At 60.8% G+C, this 16,163-nt stretch carries 17 protein-coding genes; 7 read left to right on the top strand and 10 right to left on the bottom strand.

Annotation, left to right across the window (positions count from 1 at the left end; genetic code table 11):
- The first annotated feature begins 101 nt into the window (after nt 1-101).
- Together BLU63_RS29385 and BLU63_RS29380 are read left to right on the top strand one after the other, a co-directional pair.
- Nucleotides 102-809 (top strand): winged helix-turn-helix domain-containing protein, encoded by a 708-nt coding sequence (locus tag BLU63_RS29385; RefSeq protein ID WP_010459711.1) that lies wholly within the window; start codon nt 102-104, stop codon nt 807-809.
- Nucleotides 810-2,096: an ATP-binding protein gene (locus BLU63_RS29380; protein WP_010459713.1), complete on the top strand. Its 1,287-nt coding sequence runs from the start codon at nt 810-812 to the stop codon at nt 2,094-2,096.
- A 762-nt stretch (nt 2,097-2,858) separates the two neighbouring features.
- Here BLU63_RS29380 and BLU63_RS29375 read toward each other — a convergent pair.
- The 3 genes from BLU63_RS29375 to BLU63_RS29365 all read right to left on the bottom strand — a co-directional run bounded on the left by BLU63_RS29375 (nt 2,859) and on the right by BLU63_RS29365 (nt 4,719).
- Nucleotides 2,859-3,647, bottom strand: a complete 789-nt coding sequence (locus tag BLU63_RS29375) for a MipA/OmpV family protein (RefSeq protein ID WP_083376922.1) — start codon at nt 3,645-3,647, stop codon at nt 2,859-2,861.
- A gap of 102 nt (nt 3,648-3,749) precedes the next feature.
- Complete coding sequence (locus tag BLU63_RS29370; protein WP_010459717.1) at nt 3,750-4,238, bottom strand: GFA family protein; 489 nt, start codon at nt 4,236-4,238, stop codon at nt 3,750-3,752.
- 46 nt (nt 4,239-4,284) lie between these two features.
- Entirely contained in the window at nt 4,285-4,719 is a 435-nt protein-coding gene (locus BLU63_RS29365) for a PaaI family thioesterase (protein WP_229801754.1), read from the bottom strand.
- A gap of 229 nt (nt 4,720-4,948) precedes the next feature.
- Between BLU63_RS29365 and BLU63_RS29360 the strand changes: the two genes are divergently transcribed.
- The 3 genes from BLU63_RS29360 (at nt 4,949) to BLU63_RS29350 (ending at nt 8,158) form a co-directional block, all read left to right on the top strand.
- Nucleotides 4,949-5,833, top strand: a complete 885-nt coding sequence (locus tag BLU63_RS29360; RefSeq protein ID WP_077750496.1) for a LysR substrate-binding domain-containing protein — start codon at nt 4,949-4,951, stop codon at nt 5,831-5,833.
- A 100-nt stretch (nt 5,834-5,933) separates the two neighbouring features.
- Entirely contained in the window at nt 5,934-7,058 is a 1,125-nt protein-coding gene (gene aguA / locus BLU63_RS29355; protein ID WP_077750492.1) for an agmatine deiminase, read from the top strand.
- A 2-nt stretch (nt 7,059-7,060) separates the two neighbouring features.
- Nucleotides 7,061-8,158, top strand: coding sequence for an extracellular solute-binding protein (locus BLU63_RS29350; RefSeq protein WP_083376921.1), 1,098 nt, complete (start codon nt 7,061-7,063; stop codon nt 8,156-8,158).
- A 125-nt stretch (nt 8,159-8,283) separates the two neighbouring features.
- On the opposite strand, the gene BLU63_RS29345 is transcribed toward BLU63_RS29350, so the two are convergent.
- The 5 genes from BLU63_RS29345 to BLU63_RS29325 form a co-directional block, all read right to left on the bottom strand.
- Complete coding sequence (locus tag BLU63_RS29345; RefSeq protein ID WP_083376920.1) at nt 8,284-8,901, bottom strand: DNA-3-methyladenine glycosylase family protein; 618 nt, start codon at nt 8,899-8,901, stop codon at nt 8,284-8,286.
- Nucleotides 8,902-8,906: 5 nt separating this feature from the next.
- Entirely contained in the window at nt 8,907-9,710 is an 804-nt protein-coding gene (locus BLU63_RS29340) for an isocitrate lyase/PEP mutase family protein (RefSeq protein WP_083376919.1), read from the bottom strand.
- Nucleotides 9,711-9,750: 40 nt separating this feature from the next.
- Nucleotides 9,751-10,833 carry a bifunctional transcriptional activator/DNA repair enzyme AdaA gene (locus BLU63_RS29335; protein ID WP_083376918.1) on the bottom strand — a complete coding sequence of 361 codons (1,083 nt, stop codon included), beginning with the start codon at nt 10,831-10,833 and terminating at the stop codon, nt 9,751-9,753.
- Between the two features lie 229 nt (nt 10,834-11,062).
- Nucleotides 11,063-12,103 carry a DMT family transporter gene (locus tag BLU63_RS29330; protein WP_083376917.1) on the bottom strand — a complete coding sequence of 347 codons (1,041 nt, stop codon included), beginning with the start codon at nt 12,101-12,103 and terminating at the stop codon, nt 11,063-11,065.
- A gap of 73 nt (nt 12,104-12,176) precedes the next feature.
- Entirely contained in the window at nt 12,177-12,797 is a 621-nt protein-coding gene (locus tag BLU63_RS29325) for a LysE family translocator (protein WP_083376916.1), read from the bottom strand.
- A 489-nt stretch (nt 12,798-13,286) separates the two neighbouring features.
- Here BLU63_RS29325 and BLU63_RS29320 point away from each other — a divergent pair, with 489 nt between their 5' ends.
- Entirely contained in the window at nt 13,287-13,646 is a 360-nt protein-coding gene (locus BLU63_RS29320; protein WP_083376915.1) for a DUF6124 family protein, read from the top strand.
- Between the two features lie 203 nt (nt 13,647-13,849).
- Here the strand turns inward: BLU63_RS29320 and BLU63_RS29315 are convergent, their stop codons facing one another.
- Entirely contained in the window at nt 13,850-14,206 is a 357-nt protein-coding gene (locus BLU63_RS29315; protein ID WP_077750545.1) for a DUF7079 family protein, read from the bottom strand.
- A gap of 525 nt (nt 14,207-14,731) precedes the next feature.
- On the opposite strand from BLU63_RS29315, the gene BLU63_RS29310 reads away from it, so the two are divergent.
- Complete coding sequence (locus BLU63_RS29310; RefSeq protein WP_083376914.1) at nt 14,732-15,094, top strand: DUF6124 family protein; 363 nt, start codon at nt 14,732-14,734, stop codon at nt 15,092-15,094.
- Nucleotides 15,095-15,264: 170 nt separating this feature from the next.
- On the opposite strand, the gene BLU63_RS29305 is transcribed toward BLU63_RS29310, so the two are convergent.
- On the bottom strand, nt 15,265-16,161 hold the full coding sequence (locus BLU63_RS29305) for a DMT family transporter (protein ID WP_083376913.1): 897 nt from the start codon (nt 16,159-16,161) through the stop codon (nt 15,265-15,267).
- Nucleotides 16,162-16,163: the final 2 nt, after the last annotated feature.

Genomic DNA, 16,163 nt, shown 5'->3' with positions numbered 1-16,163 from the left:
CCGGCCCTCGAGGCCGGTTTTTGCTGCCCGTCATCACCGTCCCGTCACCGATTGGCGCCATAATGCCGCCCACTTCTAACAAGGGTTGGCAGACGGTCGTTATGGATAACCTGGGTTTTGGCAAAGTATTGCTGGTGGAAGACGACGAGAAGCTCGCCGGGCTGATCGCGCATTTCCTGTCCCAACATGGCTTTGAGGTCCGCCAGGTTCACCGCGGCGACCTCGCGTTGGCCGCGTTCCTCGAATTCAAACCGAAAATCGTCGTGCTCGACCTGATGCTGCCGGGGCAGAGCGGCCTGCACGTGTGCCGCGAGATCCGCAGCGTGTCCGACACGCCGATCGTCATCCTGACGGCCAAGGAAGATGACCTCGATCACATCCTCGGCCTGGAGTCCGGTGCCGACGACTACGTGATCAAACCAATCAAACCGCCTGTATTGCTGGCCCGCCTGCGTGCGTTGCAACGGCGTCAGGCGCCGGACAGCGGCGTGTGCAGCGCCCTGGAATTCGGCAACCTGAGCATCGACCGCAGCTGTCGCGAAGTGCGGTTGGCGGGGGAGGTCATCGAAATGACCACCATGGAATTCGAACTGCTGTGGTTGCTGGCCAGCGCTGCCGGCAAGGTTCTGTCCCGCGATGACATCCTCAACCGCATGCGCGGTATTGCGTTTGACGGCCTCAACCGCAGTGTCGACGTCTACATCAGCAAGTTGCGCGGCAAGCTCAAGGACAACCCGCGCGAACCGGTGTGCATCAAGACCATCTGGGGCAAGGGTTACCTGTTCAATCCGTTTGCGTGGGAGCTGTAAATGCTGCGGTTATTTCTTGGGCTGTTTCTGGTGATGACGGTCGGCCTGGTACTGGGGTTGCAAACGGTCGAGCGCACGTTCGATGCACTTCTCGATGATCAGATGCAGAGCTACAACCGCGAGGCGGTGCGTGGCCAGGCCTGGTCGCTGGCCGAGCAATTACGCGATCTGGACGGGTCGGACCGGGAGCGCGAACTGGAAGCGGTGCGCCCGCATTATGGCTTGGGCCTGACGCTGGTCGAGAGCCGTCAACTGTCCCTGACCGATCAGGAGAAAGCCGAGTTGGCCCAAGGGCTTCTGGTGATCCGTGACAAGTACACGCAGTTCATCTCGCGCATTGACGAGGGTTCGCAGTTGCTCAGCATCAAGCTGCCGGCCGAGCCCAGTCTGATGCCGTTCTACATTGCCGCAGCCTATCTGATGATCGCGGTGATGATCGGTTTTGTGTTGATGTTCTGGGTACGCCCGCATTGGCGAGATCTGGAGAAACTGCGCCTGGCGGCCGAACGTTTTGGCGATAACGACCTGTCGTCGCGAATCCAGCTGTCCAAACGCTCGAACATTCGTGACCTGGCCGAGCACTTCAACCTGATGGCGGCGCGCATCGAAGGCTTGATCGCCAATCAGCGCGAACTGACTAACGCGGTGTCCCACGAGTTGCGCACGCCGATTGCCCGGCTGTCATTCGAACTCGATCAGCTCAAGCAACAACCCGATCCGACCCAGAACCGCGAACTGATTGCCGACATGTACGCCGACCTGGGCGAGCTGGAAGAAATGGTTTCCGAGTTGCTGACCTACGCCAGCCTTGAGCGCGGCGCTACGGTCATCAGCCGGGAAAACATCCAGGCCAACAGTTGGCTGGACAGCGTGGTCGGCAGCGTGGCCCTTGAGGCCGAGGCTGCCGGGGTGCAGTTGTTGATTGTCGAGTGTCAGGTCGATGAGGTTCGCATTGAGCCACGCTTTATGGCCCGGGCGGTGATCAACCTGCTGCGCAATGCCATTCGTTATGCCGATGAGCGGGTGGAGGTGTCGTTGGTCCGTACCGGTGATCACTACGAAGTGCGGGTCAACGATGATGGGCCGGGTGTGCCGGTGGACGGGCGCGAGAAAATTTTCGAACCGTTCTCGCGCCTGGACGCCAGCCGTGATCGCCGCACAGGTGGGTTTGGTTTGGGGTTGGCGTTGGTGCGGCGGGTGTCGCAATCCCATGGCGGGCAGGTGGAAGTGGGGGATTCGCCTTGGGGTGGGGCGTCGTTTCGCATGACGTGGGCGCATCTGGATTGATTGCGTTGATCTCACCGCCCCCATCGCGAGCAGGCTCACTCCCACAGGGGAATGCATTCCAAGTGTGGGAGCAAGCCTGCTCGCGATGGGGCCATCCGCAACACCGAAGAGCTAAAAAGCGTACACCACCTGCCCACCCACCGAATTCTCCCACAGGGGAATGTATTCCAAGTGTAGGAGCGAGCCTGCTCGCGATGGGGCCATCCGCAACACCGAAGAGCTAAAAAGCGTACACCACCTGCCCACCCACCGAAGTCTCCCACAGGGGAATGCATTCCAAGTGTAGGAGTGAGCCTGCTCGCGATGAGGCCTCCGCAACACCGAAGAGCTAAAAGGCGTACACCACCTGCCCAGCCACCGAAGTCTCCCACAGGGGAATGCATTCCAAGTGTAGGAGTGAGCCTGCTCGCGATGAGGCCTCCGCAACACCGAAGAGCTAAAAGGCGTACACCACCTGCCCAGCCACCGAAGTCTCCCACAGGGGAATGCATTCCAAGTGTAGGAGTGAGCCTGCTCACGATGGGGCCATCCGCAACACCGAAGAGCTAAAAAGCGTACACCACCTGCCCACCCACCGAAGTCTCCCACAGGGGAATGCATTCCAAGTGTAGGAGTGAGCCTGCTCGCGATGAGGCCTCCGCAACACCGAAGAGCTAAAAGGCGTACACCACCTGCCCAGCCACCGAAGTCTCCCACAGGGAAATGCATTCCAAGTGTAGGAGTGAGCCTGCTCGCGATGGGGCCATCCGCAACACCGGATCGTTAAAAGGTGTACACGACCTGCCCAGCCAAAGAGGTCTGCATGCGCCGCTCGACAATCGGACTGTCGGCGGCATCACCTGCCAGATACTGCGCGGCCAGCACCGTCGACACACTCCACTGATCATCAATCGGCATCGACCAGCTCAACTCCGCCCCTCGACTCACCAACCCTCCGCGAGTGTCATGCGTCCTGAACTGGCTGCGCGAAGCCTGCGCCACACTGACGCCATACCAGGTGCGCACGTAATGGCTGTCGCCAAACTGACTGTTCAGGCTGCCCACGACCTTGCCATAGTCGCCCTCATAAAACGGCGCGCTGATGCTCAGCTTCAGGCGATTCCAGGATGAACCGGTGTCGTGATCGTCATCGTCCTTTTCCAGCGCATGCTCGAAACGGGCCCCGAGAATGATCGGGCCCATGTGGTAAGTCCCGTCCAGACCCAGCGCCGGCCGCGACTTGATCGAGCCCATGCCGTTGAGCTCGTCCGAGCCTTTGAACCCGCTCTTGCGATCCTTGCGCACATCGCTCGCGCCGATGTACACGCTCAGGCCGAAGTCGTCTTCATCAAAAGCCCAGCCCAAACCCTTTTCCGTGTCCAGAAAGAGGCCATAGGGGCTGATAACCTTGGCGCCCAGCAGCGGCGCCACTACGCGCTCGTCGCTGCCGCTGTACCGCGGCACGCTGGCGGCACCGGCGCGCAAGGTGTATTGCCAGTCTTCAGCGCGTAATGAGTCGGTGGGAAGCAGCAGGCAAAACGAAGTCAACGACAGACACATCGAACGTAACATGGGAGCACCCGAGGGGAGGTTGGATGCGCCCATGCTAGGCGGCCGCCGGCCGGCAATCTTTGAGAGCTTTGTCGGGAAACTGTCAAAGACTGTGAAGCGGCTTTAGCGGCTCAAACCCAGGCGTTCATGCCATTGGGCGATGGACTCCTCGGGGTAGACGTCGAATTGCTGGTCGGCAGGATGCGCCTCGACTTCCACCCACGGCGCCTTGGAGCCGAGCATCAAGTGCGTGTGTTCCGGTGGCACCGGCAATGGCGTGTCGATGGCCGAGGCAAACGGGTGGATCAGCTCCGGCCACTCAGGACTGAACAGCCACAAACCTGACCCGCAAAGGCTGCAGAAATGCCGTTCGGCGCTGCTGCTGTGGGCGCGTTTGTCGCCTTCGTCCTTGAGTCGTGCATGATAAATCGCGATGTGCTTGCGGCCGCGGACTTTCAGGCTGGCGGCATCACCGGCAATATTGATCGAGTAACCGCCACCGCCCTGAGTCTTGCGGCAGATCGAGCAATAGCAGCGCTGATAAGGGTAGGGGTGGGCGCTGGTCAAACTGAACGACACAGCGCTGCAATGGCAGGAACCTTCGAGCTGCATGGGAACCTCCGACAAGGGTTGGGTTTACCCCAGACAGCCTAGACCGTCAGCGGACGTCGACCGGCACCAGAATCGCATCACCGGTCGCCACCAGCTTCAGCTGGTCGCCGGTTTGCGCGAACAACTCGGCGCGGGCAAACACCTGCTTTTTGCCGGCCTTCACCACCCGGCCCCTCGCGATGAACACTTCGCCAATGGCGGGTGCCAGGCAGTTGACCGAAAAATGTGAAGCCAGCACGTTGCCGGCAACCGTCCCGGCGGCGAATCCGCAGGCCGTGTCGAGCAGCGCGCCGATCAGGCCGGCGTGCAGAAAGCCTGCGTATTGCGCCATGTCGGCCTCGCGAAAAGCCAGGGTCAGCTCGGCTTCACCGCTCGCGGCTGCGGTCACTTCGAAGCCTGCCCAGCGGTTGAAGGCTGAGGTTGAATTGATGTGTTTGAGTGCGTCGAGCATGTCGAATCCCTCCGGTTGAGACACCAACATGCGCCGGGTTCCGGGGGAAGTCATGGTGGATAAGGGAGGGTGATGGGCTGCAGAATCTGTGGTGAATGTCCTGGCCTCATCGCGAGCTGGCTCGCTCTCACAGTTGATCTGTGTCGTTCACAAATCCCCTGTGGGAGCGGGCTTGCCCGCGAAGAACGATAACGCGCACCCGCTGGACGCCCACTCATGACCAAGGCAGCATGGCGACTTCATCAAAGGGGCTGAACTCATGCGACGATTGCCTTCCCTGGCAGCACTCAGAACCTTCGAATGCGCCGCCCGCCACGCGCATTTCGGCCGGGCCGCCGCCGAGCTGTGCGTCACCGACAGCGCCGTCAGCCATCAGATCCGTCAGCTCGAAGAGCACTTGGGCGTCTCTTTGTTCATCCGCGAAGGTCGGCAAATCCGCCCGACCATGGCCGCGGGGCGATTGATGCAAAGCCTGCAGCACGCCTTCGAACTGATCGGCGAGGCCTGCGATGAATTGCGCGACCCGTCGTCATTGGCGGTGTTGCGCCTGGCGGTCACCGCCGAGCTGGCGCAAAAGTGGCTGATGAGTCGGCTCACGGACTTCTACGCGCGCTATCCGCACATCACGCTGCACCTCTACGAACAACCGATCGACGCCACGGCGCCGGGGGAGGACATCGACCTGGCGATCACGTATGGAACGGGCCCGGTCGACAGCAGCGCGTACTTCGTCCGTCCCTTGCCGGCGTTGCAATTTTTCCCGGTGTGCAGCCCCGGCCTCTTCAACCAAGGCACCCTGAAAACCCCGAAGGACCTGGCGCGCCATTGCCTGCTGCACGACGATCAGGACGGCAAGACCTGGACCGCCTGGCTCACCAGTCATGCCGGCGATCAGCGTCCCGAACGCCAACTGTATTTCGCCCACGCGGGCCTGGCGCTGGAAGCGGCGGCGCAAGGGCAGGGCGTGGCCATGGGCGACAATCTGACGGCTCAGGAAGACTTGCTCAGCGGTCGTCTGGTCCGGCCATTCACCGCCAGCATGACCGCGCTCGGGCAATATGCACTGGTGTGTGAGCGGGTGCGCCTGGAGCGTCCGGCCGTGGCGCAGATGCTGGAGTGGTTCAACGATCAGCTGATCGATTGATGAGTTGAATTCAAGTATTCCGAAATAATCATCGTTGGCGAGGAGGGCGCCGACGACCTTAGCCTGTGGTCATTCCAATCCCCGCTGATGAGGTCTGACCATGGCACGTTTGCTCGATTCCACCCCGAAACTCGACGGCTTCCGCCTGCCCGGCGAATTCGAAACCAAGGCCGGTTGCTGGCTCGGCTGGCCGGAACGTACCGACGTCTGGCGCAACGGTGCCAAGCCTGCGCAGAAAGTCTGGGTGCAGATCGTCACCGCCATTGCCCAGAGCGAACCCGTGACGGTGTGTGCTTCCGCCGCCCAGTTCGCCACCGCTCGCCGCCAGTTGCCGCCTGAGGTTCGCGTGGTGGAAATGACCTGCAACGACACCTGGTTCCGCGACAGTGGCCCGTGCTTTGTGGTCAACGACGACAGCGGTGAAGTGCGCGGCGTCGACTTCGAGTTCAACGCCTATGGCGGTCTCGACGGCGGGTTGTACTACCCGTGGGACAAGGACGATCAGATCGCCAGCAAGATCCTCGAAATCGAGCGTTTCGACCGTTATCGCGCGCCGTTGATTGCCGAGATGGGCGGGATCCAGAGTGACGGCCAGGGCAGCATCCTCACCACCGAGCAATGCCTGCTCAACCGCAATCGCAACCAACATCTGGGCAAGGAAGAAGTGACCCGTCGCCTGACCGATTACCTCGGTGCCGAGCAAATCATCTGGCTGCCACGGGGTTGCAAGTTCGACGAAACCGACGGCCATGTCGACGATCTCGCCTGCTTCGTGCGCCCCGGCGAAGTGGTGCTGCAATGGACCGATAATCGCGATGACCCGCAGTGGGAAATCTATCAAGAGGCCTACGACATTTTGCGCAGCACTCGCGACAGCCGTGGCCGCGAGTTGATCGTGCACAAGCTGCCGCAACCGGATGTGCTGGAGTGGACCGCTGAAGAAGCCGAAGGCCTGGACCAGCAAGACAGCACCCATACCCGTCAGGCCGGGACCCAAATCTGCGCGTCGTACATCAACTACTACGCCGGCAACAGCTCGATCGTGGTGCCGCTGTTTGGTGATCGCAACGATCAGGCGGCGCAGGCGACGCTGGCCGAATTGTTCCCGCAGCACACAATTGTCGGCATCGAAAACTCCCGGGAAATCCTCCTCGGTGGCGGCAACGTCGCGTGCATCACCATGCCGCAATACGCCGCCCCCGCCAATAACAGGAAGGGAGTTTAATCATGGGCCTGCACAAACTGACTCAAGCGTTATTGCTGGTGCTTGCACCCATGTGTGTGCAGGCCGCCGACACCGTGAAACCGGTGGTGAACCTGTACATCTGGGGCGAATACCTGGCCCCGGATACCCTGGCCAATTTCGAGAAGAAAACCGGCATCCATGTGGTGGTCGATCACTTCGACTCCCTTGAAACTGCCGAGACCAAACTGCTGACCGGCCGCAGCGGTTATGACCTGGTGCTGACGGCGGGGCAGCACCTGTCCCGGGCGATCCAGAGCGGGGCGATTCAAACACTGAACCTGCAACGGCTGCCGCACTTTGCTGGCGTCGGCGAAGAATTCCGCCAGCACATGGCGGCGTTCGATCCGGGCAATCGTTATGCCGGGATCTACGCCTGGGGCACTACCGGGGTCGGCTATCAGGAAGAGGCGATCAAACAGCGTTTGCCCGATGCGCCACGGGACAGCTGGGCGATGCTGTTCGACCCGGCCGTGGTGTCGAAATTTGCCGATTGCGGGGTCAGTCTGCTCAACGACCCGAACGAGGTGTTTGCCGCGGTCATGAAGTACATGGGCCTGGACATCAACCGCCAGAACCTCGATGACCTGAAACTGGCCGAACAACAATTGGCGAAGATCCGGCCGTACATCCGCTACTTCGACAATGACCTGAACATCAGCGACCTGGCCAACGGCAATACCTGCGTGGCGATGTCGTGGAACGGCAACGTGGCCATCGCGGCCGGGCAGGCCGAGGCGGCGAACAAACCGTTCAAGCTCAGTTACCGGATACCGAAGGAGGGCACGTTGATCTGGTTTGACGCCATGGTCATTCCCAAGGATGCACCGCACCCCGAGGCCGGGCTGGCGTTGATGGATTACCTGATGACACCCGAAGTGATTGCGCCGATCACGGACACCATTCACTACGCCAATGCGATTACGGCGGCGGACGGGTTGATTGATCCGGCGATTCGTAACGATCCAGGGACGTATCCGTCGGCGCAGGTGAGGGCTTCGTTGTATAGCAAGAATGACAATGGCAAGGCGTTCAACCGGGCGCTGATTCGGGCGTTTACTCGGTTGAAATCCGGGTTGTGATTGGCTTTGGGTGATGGGGTGAGTGTGAAATCGCCATCGCGAGCAGGCTCGCTCCCACAGGGGTTTTGTGAACACTCGAGCTCCAGTGTGGGAGCCAGCCTGCTGGCGATGAACGATGACGCGGTCTACTTGCCGGTCATCCGCCACAAATACCAGGAAGCCACCGTCCGATACGGACGCCACGCCAAGCCAATCTCCACCATCTGCTTACGCGTCGGCTGCACCTCCAGGCCCTTCAGCCGGCGATACCCCTCACGCACCCCAAAGTCATCCGCCGGCAAAATATCCGGTCGCTCCAGGCTGTAAATCAGCAGCATCTCGACCGTCCAGCGCCCAACCCCGCGCAAGGTGATCAACCGCTCGATCAGCGCCTCATCGTCCATCGCCAGTGCCGTAGCGTAATCCGGTACGACACCGTCCAGAGCCGCCTGCGCAATCCCTTGAATGGTCGCGATCTTGCTGGCGGAAAACCCGCAACTGCGCAGTGGATCAAAGCCTGTCGCCAGAATCTGCTCAGGCCTTGGAAACGTCGTCGACGGAAACAACGCCAGCAGCCGGCCGATAATCGCATCCCCGGCCTTGGCGTGCAGTTGCTGATAGGCAATCGCCCGCACCAGCGATTCATAAGGATCGCGAGCTGCGTGGGGCTCATGCAGGCAGGGGCCAACGGCGGCGATGTGGCGCCGCCAGTCGTCATCGATTGATGACAGAAACCCGGTCGCGGGCAGATAGGGATCGGGCATGGCGATCAAGCGTTCCCGGCAGGTTTCAGCAGGGCATTGATTTCCCCATACGTGAAGGCCTTGAGGTGGCTGCTGTCGAGTTTGCCAGTTTCCAGAAAACCTTTGGCCAGGGACGCCATGGCGCCATACAGAAATTCGGCGATGCCCGAGCCGGCACTCAGGCGTCGTACGCCGAGTGCTTGCAGCGCTTCAGGCGATGGCAACCCCGGCAACCCGAGCACATTCACCGGCAGCGGTGTGCCCTGGCACAGCGCAGCGATTTCATACTCCGCCGTGACGCCCGCCGCAAACAGCCCGTCAGCCCCCGCCGCCTGATACAACGCGGCACGCCTGAGCGTTTCGGCGACGCGGTCTTCGGCAGGCACCAGGCCCCTTAGGTACACGTCGGTGCGGGCATTGATGAACAGCTTCACCTTGCGCCGACCGGCCACCTGCCGGGCGACTTCGATCTTGCGCACCAGCAGCTCTGGCGCAGTGGCACCGTCCTCGATATTGATCCCCACCGCACCGGCCGCGATTACCGCATCAACGACTTCGGCCACCCGCGTCAGGTCGTCGGAATAACCGGCCTCGATGTCGACGGTCAACGGCACCGAGATCACCCGGGCGATCGACTCGACGGTCGATATCAGGCGTTCGAGGGGCAGGGCATTGCCGTCCGCATATCCATGCGCCCAGGCCACCGCCGCGCTGCTGGTGGCCACGGCCTTGCAGCCCAGTTGCTCGACGATGCGCGCCCCGGTGGCGTCGGCGACGTTGGTCAGAATCAACAAGCCGTCGTGGTGCAGTTGATGAAATCGAGTGTCCATCGAATGTCGTTCCTTATGACGTTTGAAGAAAATCAGGGGATCAGAATGCGAGTTGTCCGGTCAGCTGCACCGCGGCTTTTTCCAGCCGGAGCAAAAACGCCTTGCGCGGTTGCCCTCCACCATAGCCCGTCAACGCGCCGTCTGCACCGATCACCCGGTGGCAGGGCAATACAATCGAAAGACGGTTCTGCCCGTTGGCCAGGCCCACGGCGCGACTGGCGCCGGGCTTGCCCAGTGTTGCGGCGATGGTGCCGTAGGTGCTGGTCTGGCCGTAGGGGATCTTCGCCAGTTCAGCCCAGACCTGCCGCGCAAATTCGCTGCCGGGCAAGTGCAGTGCGACGGTGAATTCAGTGAGTTTTCCGGCGAAATACTGGGTCAGCTCGGCTTCAATCTGCTGCAAATGGGCGTTGTGTCCCGGCGCCACGGCATAGCCGTAACGCTTCTGCAGTTCTTCGACTTCCCGGGTCAGTGCCGGTCGATCCAAGAACTCCAGCAGCACCAGCCCACGGCGTTCGGCCATGGCAATCATCGGCCCAAGCGGTGTGGTCAGGCGCGTGAACAGCAGCGGCTCGCTGTTGGCCGCGCGGCCCGGCGTGATGTGAAAGGATTTTTGAAACGCATCGCGAAAACCGCTCAGGGATTCGTAGCCCGAGTCAAACGCCACATTGTCGATGGAATCGCCCTGTTTGATACCGCCCAACGCCATCCCCAGGCGTCGGGTGCGCAGCCAGGCGTGGAAGGTCATGCCGAAATGCTGCTTGAACCAGCGGCGCAGTTTCAGCGGCTCGATGCCCTCTGCCAATAACTGGGCATCGGTCCAGCGCAGGTCGGGATCGTTGTCCACCGACTTGAGCAGCCCCTGCACCCAGTCCGGCGCAATGGCCGCGGCGTCCAGCGGTTTGCAGCGCAGGCAAGCGCGATAGCCCGCCGACATGCACTCATCGGCGTGGGCGAAGAACTCGACGTTCTCCGGCTTGGGCTTGCGCGCCGTGCAACTGGGGCGGCAGAAGATTCCAGTGGTCTTCACGGCAGTAAAGAACACCCCCTCGTAGGCGGTGTCTCGTTCGAGCATGGCGCGAACCATCTCGGCGTGGGGCGGAAGCAAAGCGTTTTGTAGGTTCATGGGCTGAGCATAAGGCCCGTTGGGCGACGTCTCCACCGGAAAATCGACAGGGAATTTCGCTGACTCGTTACAGGGGGGGCGATGCGGTCGCATTCGATTTTCGGTTCGACGTGCGGTGCCATGCACCCGCGACGGGCCGGCCAGTCCCCAATGGCTTTTGTGCCGGCGAATTCCGAAGAGTCTTTGTTATCGACAGGCTCGCGACCAAAACCAACGCACTTTCCCCCTGCTAATGCTTGTGTCGGTGATGGATGTCCGGAAAGTGTGGATGGCTGTGACGGATCGGCGTGTGCTGATGTTCGTGGCTGTGCGGCTCGGTCCCGTCCCACTCGAACGAATGCTCATGTTGATGATGCTCGTCATGCACGTGCCGATGGCCATGGGTGAGTGCCACGTGTTGATGCTCATGGGCATGATGCTCCCTGAGATGTATCCAGACGCCCAGGCCCATCAGCAACGATGCGATCCAGAACGTCAGGGAAACCGTCTCACCGAACAGCAGGAGGGCGATGGCGGCGCCGAGAAAAGGCGCCGTGGAAAAGTAGGCGCCTGTGCGTGCAGTGCCCAGCCCGCGCAACGCCAGCACGAACAACACCAGGCTGATGCCGTAGCCGAGGAAGCCGACGATCAACGTCGGCCCGATCACCGTGATGTGCGGCAGTTTTGCCCCCAGCAGCAACGCCAGCGAGCAGTTCACCAACCCTGCGGCCAGCCCCTTGATCCCGGCGATGAACACGGCATCCGAGGCCGACACCTTGCGCGTGAGGTTGTTATCGATCGCCCAACAGGCGCAGGCCAGTGCGACCGCCAGTGGCCCGATCCAGCCTTGTGGCTGAGCCGAATCGTGCGGCCACGCCAGGAGCAATCCACCCGCGACAATGGCCAGCATCCCGGCGACGATGCGTCGGTCTGCATTTTCCTTGAACACGACCCACGCCAACACGGCAGTCAGTACCGCTTCGAGGTTGAGCATCAGCGAGGCCGTGGCGCCGGAGGTCAGGGTCAAACCAAACATCAGCGCCACCGGCCCCAGCACGCCGCCAAACACGATGGCACCGATCAGCCAGGGCCATTCAGACGCTTTCAGGCCGCTGGGCTGCCAGCCCCGGTCGCGGATCAGCCTGACGAGGGTCAAGCCCAGCCCGCTGCCCAGATACAGCAATCCAGCCAGCAGGATCGGCGAGAGGTCCAGGCCCAACACCTTGGCCAGCGGTGTACTCGCCCCAAACAGCGCGGCTGCGCTCAGGGCATAGACAACGTTCAGGTTCATTCGAGGCTCGGCGAGTGTGGATTAGTGATGCAGCGCAGTTTGAACCTGCGCTGCATCCCGTCAACCCCTGGAATCAGGCGCGACGCGCCATCAACAGCACCGAAGCCGCCGCCGACAACAACCCCGCGCAGCAACGGTTGAATAGCCGCTTGCCCCGGGGCTCGGCAAACCAGCGGCGCATGTGCAGGCCCATGTAGGCGTAGGCGCTGATGGCGATCCATTCCAGCATCAGGAACAACGCGCCGAGCAGCGCAAACTGTGGCGTCACGGCGCGTGTCGGGTCGACGAACTGGGGCAGGAATGCAGTGAAGATCAGGATCGCCTTGGGGTTGCCGGCCGCCACCAGAAACTCCTGTCGCGCCAGGGCCAACACGCCGACCGACGAACCCGACGAGGCTTTTTCGACCCCAGGATCGGCGCGCCACAATTGCCATGCGAGGTAAAACAGATACGCCGCGCCAACGATCTTGATGCCGTAAAACAGCAACTCGGACGTTTGCAGCACCACCGCCAACCCGGCCGACGCCAAGGCAATCATCCCGGCAAACGCCAGCAACCGCCCGATCCCCGCCACACAGGAGATGCGGTAGCCGTAGCGGGTCGAGTTGCTGACCGACAGCAGATTGTTCGGGCCCGGCGCCATGTTCAGGGCGAAGCAGGCGGGGATAAACAGCGTGAGCGTGGCGAGGTCCATGACAGGTCTCCGGTAACGAGAGAGGTATTTTTATCATGGACGGTGAGGGGCTTTCCCCGTACAGCGGTGGACGCAAGTCGCCGTACACTTTTGTTGTTTGTCGTGAGTGCGCGCCTGCTTATTCAACATGATTTGCGGGCGCTTGTTTAAAACCCGTCGGGTTTACTTCCTGAAAGCTACAAATCCTTGCGCCGTTGCCTACGGCTGCGCCAGAATCCGCCGGCTTGTGTGCTGTAGACCTTGATTCTATTGTTTCCGTGCCGCTGAACACTCAGCGGTCGGGCTTGGAAACTCGACGGGTAAACGACACGAAGGCACCTCTTCATAACGTATTTTTTCGCACTAAGTGCGTTGCGTTATGGCGGCTGTGCGTGGGAGACCTTATAGGTCTGCCGGGCTCGTTTACCCTGGTTTTCCAACCCGCGTACAGCTGCCACCCCTTCGCTTGGAAACGAACGTGGCAGCCTCACCAGTAAACGAGGTTTCACCATGTTCAAAGTCACACCAAACCCGCCGGACACCGATCCGGTTTCCCCATACGAACCTGACTCAAAGAAGCTCAACGAGGCTGCGGAACGGGCGCTCGACTTCCACTTCCCGTCGAATGCCGATATCAAAGCCACTCCGCGAATACGCAGCACCCTGTTTTCCGTAGACCCCGAGGCCTCGGCCGAAACCCTGGCGGTTTATCTGGTCGAGACGCTCGCCTCGGTCGATGTGATGGTCCATCAGTTGGTGGATCATCTGGAGGGTGAATCGCGTTACGCGTTGCTGGGTATATCCAATAGCATCATGACGGCGGAGATCACGGCGAACCGGGTGTTGGATAAGATTGATCTGCCCAAGTAGGTGCCGCTTGCTGTGGTGAGTGGCTAACGGATGTTTGGCTGTTCATCAGGACCAGAAGTGGCATAGCAGCGACTCGTGCGTTTCAAACGCGAAGAACCCCCAGTGGTCTGCCGATCACTGGGGGTTTTTGTTGGCCGCAAGACCGGCCGGTTTCATCGCCGGTCATGCTCCCCGGTCACATGTTGCGTATCGCCTCGTTCTCGTTAAGCACGAAATTTCATGAGCTCCTTCCAAATGTAACCGTAGCTGTAGCGAAGCCATGCAACTTTTAACAAGTCGAAGTTACGTCGTAGCCAACTGTTTTTTCGCGCTTTTAGTTCTTTGGCTATTTCATCTAGCAACCATTCATCCTTAAAACCAGTCCAGACAGGAGGGACGGGCGTTTCGAGGTTGCTGAAACACACAGGCGCGACCTCTGAGTACAAAATGTCCTCAACGACCTTTGGGTCATAGCCCCGGATTCGTTCTGCGATAGAGGCGTAGTCGACGGAGCTGTCTACAAAAGCCTCTGCCAGCGCGATCTGGATGCTTGCTCGTTCCGCAGTTGTCAGATGTCCCAATGGGCCAGCTCCTCTAGTTCTGCGTCGAACGTATGCAGTGATGTGACTGCGCCATTTCCGCACCGCACGAGAGCGGTATTTTTATCATGGACGGTGAGGGGCTTTCCCCGTACAGCGGTAGACGCAAGTCGCCGTACACTTTTGTTGTTTGTCGTGAGTGCGCGCTGCTTATTCAACATGATTTGCGGGCGCTTGTTTAAAACCCCTCGGGTTTACTTCCTGAAAGCTACAAATCCTTGCGCCGTTGCCTACGGCTGCGCCAGAATCCGCCGGCTTGTGCGCCTTGGGCCTGGGCTCTATCGTTTCCGGGTCGCTGCCAATTCAGCGTCCGGATTTGACCGTCCGACTCAATCAAGGCGCACCAGTGCCCAAGAAAAGTTTCCGGCTTTTTTGCGGTGGCTGTGCGCGGGACATCTTCGGGTGTGCCGGATTCCTTGATTTCCGGTCGGTCAACCCGCGTACAGCTGCCACCTTCATTCGTTTGACCGCGAATGGTGGCAGCTCCACTAATCAAGGAGCATCACAATGTTCAAGGCCACACCCAATCCCCCGGGAACCGACGACGTTTCCCCCTACGAATCCGCCGATTCCAAAAAGCTCAACGAAGCCGCCGAGCGAGCGCTCGACTTCCACTTCCCGTCGAATGCCGATATCAAAGCCACTCCGCGAATACGCAGCACCCTGTTTTCCGTAGACCCCGAGGCCTCGGCCGAAACCCTGGCGGTTTATCTGGTCGAGACGCTTGCCTCGGTCGATGTGATGGTCCATCAGTTGGTGGATCATCTGGAGGGTGAATCGCGTTACGCGTTGCTGGGTATATCCAATAGCATCATGACGGCGGAGATCACGGCGAACCGGGTGTTGGATAAGATTGATCTGCCCAAGTAGGTGCCGCTTGCTGTGGTGAGTGGCTAACGGATGTTTGGCTGTTCATCAGGGCCAGAAGTGACATAGCCGCGACTCGTACGTTTCAAACGCGAAGAACCCCCAGTGGTCTGCCAATCACTGGGGGTTTTTGTTGGCCGCAAGACCGGCCGGTTTCGCCGGGCACCGTCGGTCTACCTCGCAAACCTCCTCGCACCCACCACACACAAAATCACCGCAACAGTAACTCCGAGCATGCCGAGGCTGACCTGCTCGTGAAGCAGCGTAGCCGCCAGCGCCAATCCAAAAAACGGCTGTAGCAGCTGCAGCTGCCCAACGGCTGCAATCCCCCCTTGGGCCAATCCGCGATACCAGAATACAAAGCCGATCAGCATGCTGAAGAGCGACACATACGCCAGGCTCCACCAGGCCGGCGCGCTGATGCCCGAGAACGAAGAGGGCGTCAGCCACCAGGTCAGTGGCGCCACGATCGGCAGCGACACTACCAGCGCCCAGGAAATCACCTGCCAGCCGCCCAGGGTTTTGGAAAGCTTCGCCCCTTCGGCATAACCGAGGCCGCAGGCAAGAATGGCCAGTAGCATCAGGATGTCGCCGGCCGGCGAAGCGGTGAGTCCCTGGGACACGGCGAACCCGACCACCAGTAAACTGCCCAGGACCGAGAAGAACCAGAACGCCGGCCGGGGACGCTCGCCGCCGCGCAACACCCCGAACGCGGCGGTCGCGAGCGGCAACATGCCGACGAAGACAATGGAGTGCGCGGACGTCACATATTGAAGCGCCAGCGCCGTCAGCAGCGGAAACCCGACCACCACGCCCAGCGCGACGATGACCAAGGGCAGCATCTGGTGGCGCGCAGGGCGCTTTTCCTTGAACAGCCACAACATGCACAGCGCCAGCACGCCGGCGATGGTGGCTCGGGCGACGGTCAGAAAGACCGGCTCGAATTCCAGGACGGCCACCCGTGTCGCGGGCAGCGAACCGCTGAAGATCAGGACGCCGATGAGTCCATTGATCAACCCGCTGGTGTTCTTTTCCACGGTCTGGTTTTGCAGCTTCGATGTGCGTTCCATTT

This window comes from Pseudomonas mandelii (assembly GCF_900106065.1).
Lineage (GTDB): Bacteria > Pseudomonadota > Gammaproteobacteria > Pseudomonadales > Pseudomonadaceae > Aquipseudomonas > Aquipseudomonas mandelii.
This window is presented reverse-complemented; position numbering and strand designations above follow the sequence as displayed.